Origin of the sequence: Patulibacter medicamentivorans, assembly GCF_000240225.1 — a bacterium.
Lineage (GTDB): Bacteria > Actinomycetota > Thermoleophilia > Solirubrobacterales > Solirubrobacteraceae > Patulibacter > Patulibacter medicamentivorans.
Genome location: NZ_AGUD01000095.1, coordinates 1 through 14516 on the forward strand (window position 1 = coordinate 1; position 14516 = coordinate 14516).

Annotated in this window: 12 protein-coding genes, 1 tRNA gene and 2 pseudogenes; 10 read left to right on the top strand and 5 right to left on the bottom strand. The window is 74.0% G+C overall.

What is annotated here, in order from left to right:
- The 3 genes and pseudogenes from PAI11_RS24135 to PAI11_RS26220 all read right to left on the bottom strand — a co-directional run.
- Positions 1-1986: pseudogene (locus tag PAI11_RS24135) on the bottom strand (hypothetical protein); the annotation flags it as partial.
- Positions 1973-2599: a hypothetical protein gene (locus tag PAI11_RS08225; protein WP_040599228.1), complete on the bottom strand. Its 627-nt coding sequence runs from the start codon at positions 2597-2599 to the stop codon at positions 1973-1975. The gene PAI11_RS08225 and the pseudogene PAI11_RS24135, both read right to left, overlap by 14 nt.
- Positions 2600-3004 carry a hypothetical protein gene (locus tag PAI11_RS26220; RefSeq protein ID WP_138974173.1) on the bottom strand — a complete coding sequence of 135 codons (405 nt, stop codon included), beginning with the start codon at positions 3002-3004 and terminating at the stop codon, positions 2600-2602.
- Between the two features lie 194 nt (positions 3005-3198).
- On the opposite strand from PAI11_RS26220, the gene PAI11_RS08235 reads away from it, so the two are divergent.
- From PAI11_RS08235 to PAI11_RS08255, 5 genes are all read left to right on the top strand, one after another.
- A complete protein-coding gene (locus PAI11_RS08235; RefSeq protein ID WP_040599231.1) occupies positions 3199-3489 on the top strand; it encodes a helix-turn-helix domain-containing protein in 291 nt (96 codons plus the stop codon).
- On the top strand, positions 3467-3946 hold the full coding sequence (locus PAI11_RS08240) for a hypothetical protein (protein WP_040599234.1): 480 nt from the start codon (positions 3467-3469) through the stop codon (positions 3944-3946). The genes PAI11_RS08235 and PAI11_RS08240 overlap by 23 nt, the downstream gene beginning before the upstream one ends.
- Before the next feature lie 3 nt (positions 3947-3949).
- Complete coding sequence (locus tag PAI11_RS08245; protein WP_040599237.1) at positions 3950-5095, top strand: hypothetical protein; 1146 nt, start codon at positions 3950-3952, stop codon at positions 5093-5095.
- Between the two features lie 176 nt (positions 5096-5271).
- A complete protein-coding gene (locus PAI11_RS08250) occupies positions 5272-5568 on the top strand; it encodes a hypothetical protein (protein ID WP_138974174.1) in 297 nt (98 codons plus the stop codon).
- A 187-nt stretch (positions 5569-5755) separates the two neighbouring features.
- Positions 5756-5947, top strand: coding sequence for a helix-turn-helix domain-containing protein (locus PAI11_RS08255; protein WP_170320704.1), 192 nt, complete (start codon positions 5756-5758; stop codon positions 5945-5947).
- Between the two features lie 175 nt (positions 5948-6122).
- Here PAI11_RS08255 and PAI11_RS08260 read toward each other — a convergent pair.
- Positions 6123-6195, bottom strand: a tRNA-Ala gene (locus tag PAI11_RS08260).
- A gap of 253 nt (positions 6196-6448) precedes the next feature.
- Here PAI11_RS08260 and PAI11_RS08265 point away from each other — a divergent pair.
- Both PAI11_RS08265 and PAI11_RS08270 read left to right on the top strand, forming a co-directional pair.
- On the top strand, positions 6449-8326 hold the full coding sequence (locus PAI11_RS08265) for a hypothetical protein (protein ID WP_040599243.1): 1878 nt from the start codon (positions 6449-6451) through the stop codon (positions 8324-8326).
- A complete protein-coding gene (locus tag PAI11_RS08270; protein WP_138974175.1) occupies positions 8316-9368 on the top strand; it encodes a beta-ketoacyl-[acyl-carrier-protein] synthase family protein in 1053 nt (350 codons plus the stop codon). The genes PAI11_RS08265 and PAI11_RS08270 overlap by 11 nt, the downstream gene beginning before the upstream one ends.
- Before the next feature lie 19 nt (positions 9369-9387).
- On the opposite strand, the gene PAI11_RS08275 is transcribed toward PAI11_RS08270, so the two are convergent.
- Entirely contained in the window at positions 9388-11142 is a 1755-nt protein-coding gene (locus PAI11_RS08275; RefSeq protein ID WP_007572976.1) for a thiamine pyrophosphate-binding protein, read from the bottom strand.
- 169 nt (positions 11143-11311) lie between these two features.
- Between PAI11_RS08275 and PAI11_RS08280 the strand changes: the two genes are divergently transcribed.
- The 3 genes and pseudogenes from PAI11_RS08280 to PAI11_RS26960 all read left to right on the top strand — a co-directional run.
- Positions 11312-12169, top strand: coding sequence for an alpha/beta fold hydrolase (locus PAI11_RS08280; protein WP_007572978.1), 858 nt, complete (start codon positions 11312-11314; stop codon positions 12167-12169).
- Positions 12170-12272: 103 nt separating this feature from the next.
- Positions 12273-14144 carry a diguanylate cyclase gene (locus tag PAI11_RS24140; protein WP_007572980.1) on the top strand — a complete coding sequence of 624 codons (1872 nt, stop codon included), beginning with the start codon at positions 12273-12275 and terminating at the stop codon, positions 14142-14144.
- 10 nt (positions 14145-14154) lie between these two features.
- Positions 14155-14516: pseudogene (locus tag PAI11_RS26960) on the top strand (hypothetical protein); the annotation flags it as partial.

Genomic DNA, 14516 nt, shown 5'->3' on the forward strand with positions numbered 1-14516 from the left:
GGGGCCCGCCGCGCCGGACCGGCCGGCACTGGGGCCCGGCGCTCCGCCGGCGCCCAAGGCAGACGAGCCCGAACCCCGTCCGGCGGGAGAGCCAGCGGGCCCTCCGCCGCGTCCGCGCCCGCCTCCGCCCGTGCCGCCCGATCCGCTGGGGCTGTCCGGGCCGCCCGAAGCGCTCGCTGCGCCGCCCGAGGTGCCGCCTCCACCGCCGCGGCGGGAACGGATCGCGGCGACCCCGCTGGCGGCCATCCGGCCGCCTCCTCGGGCGGCCTTCTCTGCGGCGTTGCCACCGATCTTGGCGGCGCGCCCGGCGCCGCTGGCGGCGGACCCGCCGACCCCGGCGCCGGCGCGACCCGCCTTGGCGGCCTGACCCATCGCCGCGCGTCCGGACATACCGGCGATGAACCCTGCGGCGGGACTGATCAACACCATCACCAGGAGCGGCAGGCCGCTGGCGGCTAGCAGCGCACAGACGGCGATCAGCAAGGTGACCCAGTCGTGGGCCTCTTGCGCGAGGCTGCCGGCCACACTGAGACCGAGGACGGCGACGAATGGAACAAGCAGCAGCCCGATGATCAGGCCGTTGACGTTCTGCAGCGTCTCGCGGCCCGGGCGTAGCGCCGAGGACGCGTAGATCGGCGGATAGAGCAGCGCCAGCATCAGCAGCAGGGGCCCGCGGAACGCAAGCTCAAGCATCAGCAGCACCAGTCCCAGCAGCAGGAGCAGCAGAAAGATCAGCGCCATGAACTCGGGGACTTTCCCGTCGACCATCGACTTGGTGAAGTTCTCCGTCAGCTGTCCGATCGGCCCCGCGACGTCGCCACGAGGGCCAACCATCACCTGCGTGAACGCCGTGCCCAGCGCGGCGGCGATCTGCATGACGGCGAGAACCATGCCGGTGACCACGCCGATGGTCATCGCCCTCCCGAGGACCTCGCCGGCCTCACGGCCGCTGCCGCGCATGACGGCGCCTAGCAGGCCCATCAGCGCTGCGAGGGTGCCGACGATGAGGGCCACCCCGGCCGAGCGGCTGATCAGCGTCCTCATCCACGCACGGTTGAAGTTGACGTCGACCAGGCGGTCCATCTGCTCCGCCAACTCGGTCGCCGCCCAGGTCGCGGCCTCGTTTATGGACTTGATCAGCGGCGCGAAGATGCCCTTCCAAAGCTTCTCGCCGACCCATCCGGCGACCGCCGACGCGGCGCCGTCGACCGCCTTCTTCGCGTTCTTCGTCAGGTTCGCCCGGCAGAGCGCGTTCTTCACCCGCTTCGACGTCGAGGCGTCGGCCAGCTGCGCGAAGGCGGTCCGCGTGCTGCACAGGGCCTTGGTCGCGGTGGAGGCGTTCGCGCCGGTGACGTCGTCGTACTCGTCCCGGTAGTCCTTGAGCCCGTTCTTGTCAGCACCCATCGCTGCGTCCAGGCGGGCGTAGTAATCGGTCGCCGTCTCCTGGTCCCACATCTGGGTGGGCTGCAACATCGCGTAGCGCGTGTTGACGTTGGCGAACTCCTCCTTCTCCCCCGCGCTGGCCTTGAAGTCCTTGTTCATCCGGCCGTCGACGACCATCCGATTCAGCGTCAGCAGCTGCTGATATGCCTTGTCCTGCCGAACCCGCATTGCCCCGGCCAGCAGATCTCGGTCCGGTGGGGGGAGGGTGGCCTTTGCGGCGTCCCAGGCGCGGTTGACGCGCTTGATGACGGCCTTGTAGGCGACGTCGGCGAGCTCGTCGTCCATCAGCGTCGTCCACCCCTGCGCCTTCGCGCGGCCGGCGAGGGCGTCCGGTGCGGTCCCCGACGCCCGGCAGCCCAGCACGACGTGCCCGACCTCGCTGCGCACGACCGGCCCGACCTTCAACGCGTCACAGAACGCGGGCTTGACCGTCCTGCTCGCACCTGAGTCCGCAGCCGCGGGCGGCGCGCTCGCGGCGACCGCGAGCAGGGTGGTTGCGACCGCCAGCAGCCAGCGAGCTGCCGTGGTCCTACGGCGTGCCATAGGACGCCGGGACCATGCCGCTCAGCACGGCGTTGGTCGCCGTCTTCCCACCGGCCTGCAGCACCCGCGGGATCGCCTGACGCCGGGCGTCGCGCATCCCGGTGACCCGCCAGTCGTCGCGGGTCCGCTCGAGATCGACGACCTGGGTCGTGAACGACGCGACCGGAAGCACGACCCCGGAAAGCGCACGCATCGCCCAGACCACCACACGCGCCCGACCACCCCCGAACGCTTCCAGACGGGTGCTGAGTCCGGTGGTCAGGTACCTGACCCGCGCAGTGTTCTGCCCGAGACCCGAGAGGTCGTTCGCTGCGTCTTCGCGCACGGCGCGGGCTGCGAAGGCCGGGGTGCCGATCCGGGCCAGCATCGCCCGCCGTGTCCGGGCAGGGAGCAGGACGGTGCGCATCCGCGCGGTCGTGAACTCCAGTGCTGCGGCGCGCGCCCCGGACGCGCTGCCCGGGAACCCGACCTGCACACCCCCGGGGCCCGCCGATGTCGGCTCCTGGGCCTTCGGGGCCGACAGTCGGCCGAGGGCGATGCCGACGGTCAGGACGGCGAGCAGCGCGAGGGTTTGCAGCGTCCGGGTGCGTCTGGTGGACGTCTCGTCGAACACTTAGACGCCCAACGTGAAGCCCCAGCCGACCAGCTGGCCGACCAGCGACGCCGCGAACGCCAGCGGCACGGCGTAGAGCAGCATCTTCTTGCCGCCCTGCGAATGGTCGGGCATGTCGAACCCCGTGCCGACGGCCATCCGGCCGATGCCGATCAGCGTGAAGATCACGATCGCCATCAGCACCAGGCCACCGACGAGGTTGATCCCGTTCTGGCCCGCCACCTGGGCGCCGGGGATCCCAGAGAGGTCCGGCTTGACCTCGAACTGCGGCGTCCCACCAGCCGACGCTGCGGGCTTCGTCGGGGTGGTCTTCGCCTTCTGCTGTGCGGTGGAGGTGCCCGTCGTGGTCTGGGCCTGCGCCAGGACGAGGCGGCCCCCCGTAGGGGTCTGCTGAAAAGGGCTCATGGTCCTCGAGGTGTTGGATACGCTAACCCGACGACTTATAACGCACGTAGGCAACACACGCCACATAGATGAGCGTGATGTGCGTACGATGGATCCCGGAAAGGACCCGTATGCCTTCCACCCCCAAGCAGTCGGCCGCCAAGAAGCGGTCGGGTGACGTACCGACCGCTCCGCCGTCACTTCCTCAGCCTCGAGTGCTCACCGACACCGTCACCGTCGCCCAGGCGGCAGAGATGACCGGCAAGCACCCGCAGACCATTCGTCGCTGGGCAAAGGACGGCACGCTGGAGTGCACCCGTCTCGGGCACCGCGAGTTCCGCATCTTCAAGGCGTCGCTCTCGGAGTTCATCGACGGCGCCTCCGCAGGAACCAGCGCGGCGCCCGCGTCGGGCCAGCGCGCGGAGCGACCGGGCGGGGGGCTCTTTGACCCCGAATGGGGTCTCTTCACCAGACAGCCCTTCCATGACCCCGAGAACGCCTCGTAGCACCGCCCTCCTGACCGCCGCGATCGTCGCCACGACGATCGGCGTCGCGGTCCTCCTCCAGCGCCCCGGCGGCACCCAGGCCCCCGCCCGTCCGGCCGGTCCGCCGACCGCGCTCTCCTCCTCCGCCGCGTCCCTCGCCGAGGGACAGTCGACCGCCCAGCGCTTCGCCGACGTGTTCGCCGGGTACCTCAACGGCACCCGCGACCCCGGCGACCTCGCCGCGGCCGGCGCGACCGTCGAGGTCGCCCAATCGATCACCGCCACCCCGGACCGCCGCGAACCCGACGACCCCAAATCCCACTACGTCGCCCGGGACGTCGACGCTGAGCCCCAGGGCACGACGCTGCAGCTCACCGCGACGTTCGTCGACGGTGATCTGCGGATCCCACTCGTGGCGACGATGACGCGCGTCGGAACCGCGTGGCGCGTCACCGACCTCTTCACGAGCCAGGACTGAGCCGTGGGCTCCGTGCTGCGCGTCGGCGGCGGCCTCGCGCTCGTCGTCCTCGCCCTCGTCGCCTTCGCCATCGGCGGCAGCGGGAACGACGACTGCAACGACGACGAGAGCACCGACGACGTCGGCATCCTCAGCGCGGCCGCCAAGGACGACATCCCGAAGAACGCAGCAGAGATGTACTACAGCGCCGCGAAGCAGCAGAACATCGACGTCGCGTTCCTCGCCTCGATCGGCGCCCAAGAGTGCAACCACGGCCGCTGCCCCACGATCAACGCGGTCAACGGCTCCGGATGCGTCGGCTGGATGCAACTCGGCGTCGGCGGCCGCTGCGGCCACTACTGGGACCGCAACAAATGCGACGGCAACGACGACGGCAAGATGGACGTCCTTGACCCCTGGGACAACATCTGCGGCGCCGCCAAAGGCCTCCGAAAAGAAAAAGGAGCCCCGCCCGCCGGCGGATCCGAAGCGAAATACCGCCAGGCCGCCTGCGACTACTACGGCGCCTGCTCCGACGGCGTCGCCAACTACGCCGACGAGGTCATGACCCGCGCGAAGGCCTACGGCTTCAAGGGCGGCGACAAGACCACCGAGCTCGTCAACGTCGGCGACCCCGACGGCACCTCTGCGGGCCAGTGCGAGGCACCCGCAGCCGATGGAGTCCTCGCCGACGGCACCGACGGGCAGGTCACCTACACCCCGAACGCCAACCGCCCCGGCGTCGCAGTCACCGAGGACATGAAGACCGTGATGCGAAAGATCGCCGGCTACTACGGCCACCCGATCACGGTCTGCACCGGCACCAACCACAACCGACTCTCGAGCTCCGGCAACGTCTCAGACCACTGGGATGGCAACGGTGTTGACATCTGCAGCTCCGCCAACAGCTTCCCAGCATCCGGCGGCGGCAAGGGCGACCTCATCGCCGCCGCCGCCTTCCGCGTCGCCGGTCAGAGCGAACCCGACGCAGTGGCCAGCGGCAAGCGCGGCGGGCTCGTGAACATCACCCACGGTGACTTCCGCTTCCAGATCATCTGGAAGACGCAGAAGGGCGGCAACCACAACGACCACGTCCATGTCGGCGTCCAACGCACCAACGAGGTCCAACAAGCAGTCGTCAGCCCTCTCGCCGCGCGGTCCGGCGCGTGAGGGTTCTGGTAGACCCCCACCCGATGCCGCCCGTGCCGCCGAAGCGCAAAGTCTGGGACCAGGCACGAGCCGCGGAGGCCGCATGGTCCAGGGCGCTGGCGGACCACGTCGCCGCGGCCCCCGGGACCCCGGGCCTAGCGTCCCGCCTTCAGGCAACCGCTGAGGCCGCTGGCGAGATGGCCGCCGTCGGCCGCAGTGCGCAGAATGCCGGACTGGAGTGGGCGACGCTCCCGGACGAGGGCCGCGAGCTCGATGTCCTCGGCGGCGAGCTGGCCGCACCGCATCGCTGGCTCTGCGCCGAATGGGTCGCCGTCGAAAGCGCCGAACGCCAAGCGGCTCTCACCGCCCGCACGGGAAAACTCGGGGAGCTCTCCAGCGCGTTTCAAGCCCTCGCCACCGCGTTCGACGCGCTGGCGAAGGTCGCCGACCGGCCCCACGGTCTACCGGTCGGCACTGACTCGCGGCCCCGGTAGGGCCGCCGGGGTCGGTGCCCGTCTTTCCACCGACAGGCACCGATCCGTGCGTCGTAAAGTGTGTTAAGTGGTATAAGTTGCCTATGATGACGCGCCGTCCCCACCTGCGGTCGAGTGCTCTGCGGCTCGTCGGCACCGCAGGGTTCTAGCTATGGGTCCAAAGGCGGCCGGGGCAAGCAGCGCCCACGTGGATCGACTCGATCCCTCGGACGTCATGTCGGCGGCCGAGGCTGCGGCCCTGCTCGGGTGCTCGCGGCGGCAGGTGTACCTGCTCGCCGAGAAAGACGCACTTCCCGGTGCACGCCGGCTCGGACATTCGATTCTCGTCGTGCGCCCCGTGCTCGAACGATGGCTCTTGACGGGCAGCGTCGAGTCGTGATCCGCCCTCGGAAGCCGACGGAGATGAGGCAGGCGTCGCCGTGTTCCGGCGGGCGAGTGCTACCCACTGGCGCTACCCACTCGGCCGCGGTGCCCGGCTCGCATCGCCGCTCTATGCCAGGTGAAACGGCGGGACCCCCGCTTCCGCGGGGGTTCCGGTGCTGCGTTTCCTGAGGTGGAGCTAGTCGGGCTCGAACCGACGACCTCCTGGGTGCGATCCAGGCGCTCTCCCAGCTGAGCTATAGCCCCGAAGGGACTCCGAAGGATAGCCGGACGCGGGCTCGGGGTGTCGGGCGATCTGCGGGGCGCGGGCGCGGGGCAGGGGTGTGGGGAAAGATTTGGGGGCGGACCCGGAGGGGCGCTGGCCGATACTTGCCGTCGGGTCGGTCGGCCCGCCGCGGGGGTCGGCTCCGGGCGGTCGGGGCGGCAGGTCGAGCGGGGGCGCCGGAAGATGGAATCGGACGGAGACGACGCGGGGGCAGCCACCACACCGGAACCGATCGTGGGCCGGAGCGCCGCCGTCCGCTGGCTGATGCGGCTGCTGGCGGCCGACGACCACCACCACCGCGTCGGCGTGCTCCACGGCCCGCCCGGCAGCGGCAAGACCGCGCTCGGTCGCGAGGCCCGGCGGATCGCCGCCGCGGCCGACCGCCGCCTGGTCGTCATCGACGGCGTCCGCACCCCCGGCGAGGCCGCTGGGCGCCTGCGCGAGGCCGCCGCGTCGCTCCAGGGCGACGGCACCATCCTGCTCCTCAGCCGCTGGCCCCCGGAGCCCAGCTGGCTGCCCGAGGAGTGGGCCCACGCGATCGCCGAGCACGAGCTCGACGAGCTGACCCCCGCCGACGCCGACCGGATCCTCCACGCCCTCGGGATCGCCGACCCCGGCGCCCGCGCCCGGATCATCGGCTGGGCCGGCGGCTGGCCGCTCGGCCTCGTCCTCGGCGCCGAGGACCTCACCGCCGTCGCCGACGCCGACTGGCACGCCCCCGCCGCCGAGGAGCGCCGCAACCGCCGCCTGCTGCGCCGCCTGGTCCCCGCCGCCGTCCCGCCCTCGTGCCACGACGTCCTCCACGTCGCCGCGATCGCCCGCACCGTCGACCCCGCCCTGCTCGCCGCCGTCCTCGGCCGCGACGGCACCGACGCCTTCGCGTGGCTCGCCGAATCCGGCCTCGCCCGCGCCACCGGCGGCGGCCTGCGCCTGCACGCCCTCCCGCGGCGCGCGATCGCCTTCGCCCTCGCCGCCGGAGACCCCGGGGCCGAGCTGCGGCTGCGCCGCGCGATCGTCGAGCACCTCTACGACCAGGCCCGCGACGGCCGGATCTCGCTCTGCGTCGAGCTCGGACGGCTGAGCCGCAACCAGGCCCTGCGCGTCGGCTTCGAGTGGCTCGACGACGACCGCTACCGCTTCCGCGACGCCCGCGCCGGCGACGCCGACGTGCTCGGTCCCGCGATGGAGCGCATCGGCCGCGCTGCCTGGTGGGACCTGGCCCGGCGCTTCGTCGACGAGGCGCCGGAACGCGTCACGGTCGTCTCCGACGCCGACCACGGCCCCTTCGGCTACTGCATCGCCGTCACGCCCGAGAACGCCCCGCCGCTGGCCCACGACGACCCCGTCCTCGGCCCCCGGATCGCCCACGCGCGCCGGGTCCTGGCCACCCGCAACGCGATCATCTGGCGCGAGGCGGCCGACTCCAGCCGCCTCGCCGGCCACCCGCTGGCCTTCCTCTCCAGCGCCCTCCACGTCGCCAGCGTCCTGCGTTGCGGCCTGTCGAACCCGCGCTTCGCCTACCTCAGCGTCCGCGCCGGCAGCCACCGCTGGAGCCCGTTCCTGACCGCCACCGGCGCCGAGCACCTGACCGCCCTCGACGTCAGCCACGCCGGCGAGCACCTCGAGTGCCACCTGGTCGACTTCGGTCCCCGCGGCCTGCTCGGCGCCCAGCGCGACGTGATCCTCTACGAGCTGGGCGCCGCCCCGCCGCCGTTCGGCGTCCGCGCGCGCCGCGGCGAGCCGGCGACCGGCTCCGGCGAGGGCCAGCGGGTCGAGGAGCAGGTCCGCGCCGCCCTCCGCGCCTACCACCGGCCCGACCGCCTGGCCGACAGCCCGCTCGCCGTCGGCACCACCGCGGAGGATCGCGTCGCCTCGGTCCGGGCGCTGCTCGACGCCGCCGTCGCCGCGGCCTTCGGGGACACGCCCGCCGAGCAGCGCTTCGAGCAGGTCCTGCGCCGCTCCTACCTGGACCCCGCCGGCAACCACGAGCGGGTCGCGCTCGAGCTGCACATGAGCAGGACGAGCTACTTCCGCTGCCTGCGGCAGGCCACCGCCCGGCTCGCCGCCCAGGTCGAGCAGGGCCTCCAGGGCGGTGTCGCCGATGTCCGCTGAGCGCCGGGCGCGAGTCGTCGGCCTGTCGGTCGCCGTCCCGCGGACCGTCCTCGCCAACGACGAGATCGCCCGGGTCCCGATCACCCGCCAGGGGCTCCAGACCGCCTTCGCCGGAGCCGACCCGACCCGCTCCGACGACGAGCGGATCTTCCGCGAGGAGCAGGCCCGCTACGACGGTGATCCGTTCGCCGGCACCGTCCTGCGCCACCGGCTGGCCGACGACCGGCCCTCCTCCGCGCTGGCCCTCGCCGCGGCCCGCGAGGCGCTGGCGATCGCCGACGTCGCGCCCGGGCAGGTCGACCTGCTGCTCAGCGTCTCGGTCCCGTCCGACCGGGTCTGGCCCGGCGACTCGGCCCAGCTGGCCCATGCGCTCGGGATCGATGCCGCGGCCTGGAACGTCGAGGCTTGGAACGCCGGCGCGCTGAGCGCCTGGATCACCGCCGACGCGCTGATCGCCAGCGGCCGCATCCGCCGCGCGCTGATCGCCGTCGCCTGCGTCAACAGCCGGATCGCCGAGCCGGGCGACAGCTTCGGCTGGTTCCTCGGCGACGCTGGAGCGGCGCTGCTGCTCGACGGCCAGGCGACCAGCGGCCCGACCCTGACCGCGAGCGGGATGCGGGCCAACCACGTCGCCCGCGACGCCTTCGCGGTCGACGTCGCCGCCGACCCACCGCGGCTGCGCGTCCGGGCCCGTCCCGAGACCGGGGCCGAGCTGGTCGGCTCGAACTTCGAGAGCCTCCGCGGCGCCCTCGCCGGCCTGACGACGACCCCCGACCTGGTCGTCGCCTACGCCCCGACCGCGTGGCTGGCCGCGACCGCCGCGCGGATCTACGGCTGGCCGCCGGAGCGGGTCCTCGACGTCCACCCGCGCTACGCCAACATCGGCCCCGCGCTGCCCCTGGTCGGGCTCCACGAGGCCGCCGCCGGCGATCGGCTGCGGCCCGGGGACGCGGTCCTGGCCTACGCCCTCGGCCCCTCGTCCGGCGTCGCCGCGATCGAGCTGCGGTGGGAGGACGTGCCGCTGGGGCGGGTCGTCGTCTGACGAGCCCGCCCCGGTCCGCTCAGGCCTCCGCCCCCTGCAGCCGCAGGGTCACGATCCGGCTGCCCATCGGCGCGGCGGCGTGCGGGTCGATCCGCACGTCGACGACCACCGGCCCGCCGTCGGCCAGCGCCCGGGCGAGGGCGTCCTCGAGCTGCTCCTCGCGCGCGACCCGGATTCCGCGGACGCCCATCGCCTCGGCCATCTTGGCCAGGTCGACCCGCGGGAAGGCGGTCTCGTCGCCGCGGAAGTCGCCGGCCAGCCCCTGCGCGCGCATGCCCTGCTCGACCATCCCGTAGCGGGCGTCGTTGAGGACCACCCAGATCGCCTGCAGGTCGTGCTTTGCGGCGGTGTTGAGCTCGTTGAGCATCTGCATCGCCCCGTCGCCGACGAGCGCGACCGCGGGCCCCGAGCGGGCGTGCGCGGCGCCGAGCACGCCGGTCGTCCCGTGGCCCATCGACGCCCAGGCGGTGCTCGGGCGGAAGCGACCCGGCTCGCGCACGCGCAGGTGGTGGATCCCCCAGACCATCGCGCTGCCGCCGTCGGTCAGGACCGGCACGTCGCGGTCGACGACCTGGCGCTGGAGGGCCGTCAGCAGCGCCGCCGGGCGGACCGGTCCGGGACCGGTCCGCGGCGTCATCGCGTTCGGCCACGGATCGGCCACGACCGGTCGCGGGCGGGGCGCCGGAGGATCCTGCTCGAGCTCGCGCAGCAGCGCCCGCAGCACCAGCCGGACGTCGCCGACGACCGGCAGCGTCGGGACCTCGGGATAGGCGACGCCGATCGCCTCGGGGTCGAGATCGACCTGGACGAACCCGTTCGGCGGCACGAGCGCCGGGCTCCAGCTCGACGTGCCCTCGCTCAGCCGGGTCCCGAGCACCAGCGCGAACGACGGCGCGAGCGTCCGCAGCGTCTCGAGCGTCGGCCCGTGGCCGCCCAGCCCCGTCACCCCGGCGCAGCCGTCGCCGTGCTCGTCGACGATCCCCTTCCCGCGCGGGGACGTGATCGCGACCGCGCCGGTCAGCTCCAGCAGCCGCCGGACCTCGGGCGCGGCGCGGCGAGCGCCGAACCCGGCCCAGACGACGAACCGCTCGCGCCGGATCCGCTCGGCCAGCTCGGCGACGACCGCCGGATCGGGCCCGGCCACGACCGGGCGCGGCGCCGGCGCCGCGATCGCGGTGGCCCGCGGCGCGGCCTGCAGCGCGGTCGCCAGGCAGACGTGGGCGACGAAGCCCTGGGGTCGGCCGACCCCGTTGGCGAGCCGCCGCGCGACCTGCGGCAGCTCGGCCGCGTCGTCGACCACGGCCGCGTAGTCGAACACGGCCCCGGCCTCCAGCAGCCCGGTCGCCGCCAGCCGGTAGCCGCTGGTCTCCTGGATCGCGCCTCGGCCACGCTGGCCGCTGCCGGTCGCGGCCGACAGCAGGATCACCCGCGCCCCCTCCCAGCGCGCCGCCAGCAGGCCGGTGATCGCGTTCGTCAGGCCGGGCCCGGTGGTGGTGAAGACGACCACCGGGGCGTCGTCGACCAGCGAATGCTCGAGCGCGGCGAAGGCCGCGCCCGCCTCGTGCCGGAAGTGCAGGACCTCGATCGCGCTGCGCTCCAGCGCCGCCCACTGGGGGCCGATCCCGCCGCCCGAGACGCCGAACGCGGCGCGCACGCCGAGCCGGGTCAGCAGCTCCGCGATCGCGTCGGCGACGGTTCCCGGAGCGGTCGCGTCGACGAGGGCGGTCGAGGGCTCCGGCGGTAGCGCGGCGGGGCGTTGCTGGATCGTGCTCATGGCGTCCTTCGTCGTTCGGGCCTTCGCTGCACCGTCCCGCACCTGGTCGCCGTGGGCTAGTGCCGGAACGGTGCCCGATCGGTGCCGGTGCGGACGGGCGATGCCGCCCGCTACGCTCGCGGCGTCCGCTGGCAGTCCCCGCCCGGGCGGACGCCGAAGGGATACGACGATGGACGACGGCTTCACACGGATCAGCGGCGAGGACGGGCGCGAGCACGTCTTCGCCGACACGGGGGAGGGGCCGCTGGTCGTCTTCCTCCACGGCTTCCCCGACACGCCCCACGGCTGGGACGGGATCGCCGCGGCCGTCGCCGCGGCCGGTTTCCGCGCCGTCCGGCCGTGGCTGCGCGGCTACCACCCCGCGACGATCGTCCCCGGACGGCCCTACGACGCGCTCACGATCGCCGCCGACCCGCTCTCGCTGCTCGACGCCCTCGGCGAGCGCCAGGCGGTGATCGTCGGCCACGACTGGGGCTCCGTGATCGCCTACGGCGCCGCCAGCCTGGCCCCCGAGCGGGTCCGCGCGATCGTCCCGGTCGCCCTGCCGCACCCGACGCTGCTGCCCCAGAACCTGGCGACGCTGTGGACGGCGCGGCACTTCATCGTCCACAAGCTGCCGATCGCCGAGCGGCTCGCGCGGCGCAACGACTTCGCCTACATCGACGGGCTGTACCGCCGCTGGGCGCCCAGCTGGCACGGTCCCGCGCGCGAGCAGTGCCTGGCCCACGTGCGCGCCTGCTTCGCCGACCCGCGGTCGCTGAGCGGCGCGCTGGACTACTACCGCGCGCTCTCGATGAAGGTCCCGGCCGAGCTGGTGAAGGTGCCCGACGTCCGCGGCCTGGTCGTCGGCGGCGGAGGCGAGCACGTCCTCGACGGCACCTTCGAGGAGACCGCCAAGCAGCTCGGCGCGGGCTCCTCGGCGCTGGTCGTGCCCGGTGCCGGCCACTGGCCCCATCGCGAGGGCGAGGCCCAGTTCACGCAGGCCCTCGTCGACTTCCTCGGCGACCTCGATCCGGTCGCGAGCTGAGGTCGCCGCCCTCCGCGGCGACCCCGCCGGCGGCCCCCTCGGGGGCCGCTGATCCGTCCACGCGCGCCGTGACGTACGGCGACACGGCTAGGCTCCGCCCGGCGTGAGCTTCCGGGCCCGGCTGAACCTCTTCTTCCTGCTGCTGGTCGTCGTGCCGCTGATCGCGGTCGGCGTCGTGCTGCTGCGCACCATCGACGGGGCCGCTCGCGGCAAGGTCGAATCGGCGCTCGCGTCCGAGGCGCGAGCGGTCTCGAGCGTCGCGCGCGAGCAGCAGGAGGCGGCCGACTCGGTCTCCGGCCAGCTGGCCCGCGATCGCGCGCTCGCGGCGGCCCTGGAGCGGGGCGACACGGCCGCCGTCCGCGCCCGGGCGGCCGAGCTGCTGGCCCCCACGACCGACGCCCGCCGGATCCGGCTGACGCTGAAGCAGGGCGGCGACGTCGTCGACGTCGGCAGCAGGACGGCGATCCTGCCCGCCCAGCACACGCTGATCAGCCCCAAGGACAAGCGGCCGCTGGCCGATCTCGAGACCTCGGTCGTCGGGCCGAAGGCGTTCGTCCGCCGCGTGACCCGCCTGACCGGGCGCGAGGTCCAGATCCGCAACGCCTCCGACGGGCGCGTGATCGCCGGCGTCGTGCGCACGACCGGGGTGATCCCGGGCCCGGGTGAGGTCGGCGCGACCGGCAAGGGCGGCTTCACCGCGGTCACCATCCGCCAGCGCGGCTTCGGGCCCGGGGCCCAGGACGTGGTGCTGCTGGCGGCCGGCACCCAGGCCAAGGCGTCGAAGGGCGAGCGGCTGGCGCTGGTCGGCACCCTGATCCTGTTCCTGGCGCTCGCGGCCGCCGGGGCGCTCGCCGTCTCGCGCTCGCTCCAGCGCCAGGTCGGCGAGCTGCTGGCCGGCGCCCAGCGGCTCGGCCGCGGCGAGTTCGACCAGGAGATCGCCGCCACCGGCGACGACGAGCTCGCCCAGCTGGCCGAGGCCTTCAACGCGATGAGCCGGCAGCTGCGGCGGCGGCTCGACGAGCTGCAGGCCGAGCGGGCCCGGCTGCGGGCGGCGATCCGCCGGATCGGCGAGACGTTCGCCGCCAACCTCGACCGCGAGGGCCTGCTGGAGATCGTCGCCCAGGCCGCCGCGGACGGGGTCCGGGCCGACGTCGGCCGCGCGCGGATGGCCGTCGGCGACCGCGAGGAGATCGCGCTGACCGGCGAGCTCGGCGACCTGGAAGCCGTCATCGACGCCGCCGAGTCGCGGGTCCGCGGGGGCGGCGACGGGCTGGTCTCCGACGGCGAGCTGCACGCGCTGGCCGTCGTGATGGGCACCGAGGGCGGCCTCCACGGCGTCGTCGCGGTCGCCCGCCGCGAGGTCCCGTTCACCGCCGCCGACGCCGAGATGGTCTCCTACCTGTCCGGCCAGGCCGCGGTCTCGCTCGAGAACGTCGGCCGCCACGAGGAGGCCGAGCGCGAGGCCCACACCGACGCCCTCACCGGCCTCTCCAACCGCCGTCGCTTCGACGAGCTGCTGGCGGCCGCCGTCGATCGCGCGCACCGCGACGGCCGCCCGGTCTCGCTGCTGGTCCTCGACCTGGACCGCTTCAAGGAGATCAACGACCAGCACGGCCACCAGACGGGCGACGCGGTCCTGCGCGAGGTCGCCTGGACCCTGCGCTCCGGCGTCCGCGGGATCGACGCCCCGGCCCGCCTCGGCGGCGAGGAGTTCGGAGTGATCCTGCCGGCGACCGACGCCGCCGGGGCGATCACGCTGGCCGAGCGGCTGCGGATCGGCGTCGAGCAGATCCGCGTCACCAGCAGCACCGGGACCGAGCTGCGGGTCACGACGTCGGTCGGGATCGGGACCGTCGCGGGTGCCAGCGCGGAGACCGGCGAACTGGTCGCGTTGGCCGACGGAGCGCTGTATCGCGCCAAGCGCGAAGGACGCAATCGAACGGTCACGGCTGACGCCAGCGCCGAGCAGGGGTAGGGTTAGAGCGATGGGCGTGCTGGACGACGCGATCCGCGAGCACCTCGAGTTGAAGCGCCGCCACGGGGCCGACCCGGTGGACGTCGCCCGACTCGAGCGTGAGGCGCTGGGCCCGGTCACCGCGGCCGAGCTGGAGATCGCAGACGACGAGGGGCAGTGGGCGGACGAGCCCGAGCAGGCGGGAGCGGCGTACGACGCCGATCCGCACGCGACGGCGCTGATGGAGCAGCCGCCGACCGAGGCCTACCAGGCACCGCCGGAGGCGGCCGCTCCGCCGCCCCCGCCGGCGACCGCGCCGCCGGTCTTCCATCCGCCGGTGGCCGACGCGCCGCCCCCGCCTCCGCTGGCCGCGCCGCCCGCCGCGGCGCCGCC

Bases quoted from the DNA above. Each gene is read 5' to 3' on its own strand.
- PAI11_RS26220 (WP_138974173.1), bottom strand. From the start codon at position 3,004: ATGAGCCCTTTTCAGCAGACCCCTACGGGGGGCCGCCTCGTCCTGGCG.
- PAI11_RS08240 (WP_040599234.1), top strand. From the start codon at position 3,467: ATGACCCCGAGAACGCCTCGTAGCACCGCCCTCCTGACCGCCGCGATC.
- PAI11_RS08250 (WP_138974174.1), top strand. From the start codon at position 5,272: ATGGCCGCCGTCGGCCGCAGTGCGCAGAATGCCGGACTGGAGTGGGCG.
- PAI11_RS08270 (WP_138974175.1), top strand. From the start codon at position 8,316: ATGTCCGCTGAGCGCCGGGCGCGAGTCGTCGGCCTGTCGGTCGCCGTC.
- PAI11_RS08275 (WP_007572976.1), bottom strand. From the start codon at position 11,142: ATGAGCACGATCCAGCAACGCCCCGCCGCGCTACCGCCGGAGCCCTCG.
- PAI11_RS08280 (WP_007572978.1), top strand. From the start codon at position 11,312: ATGGACGACGGCTTCACACGGATCAGCGGCGAGGACGGGCGCGAGCAC.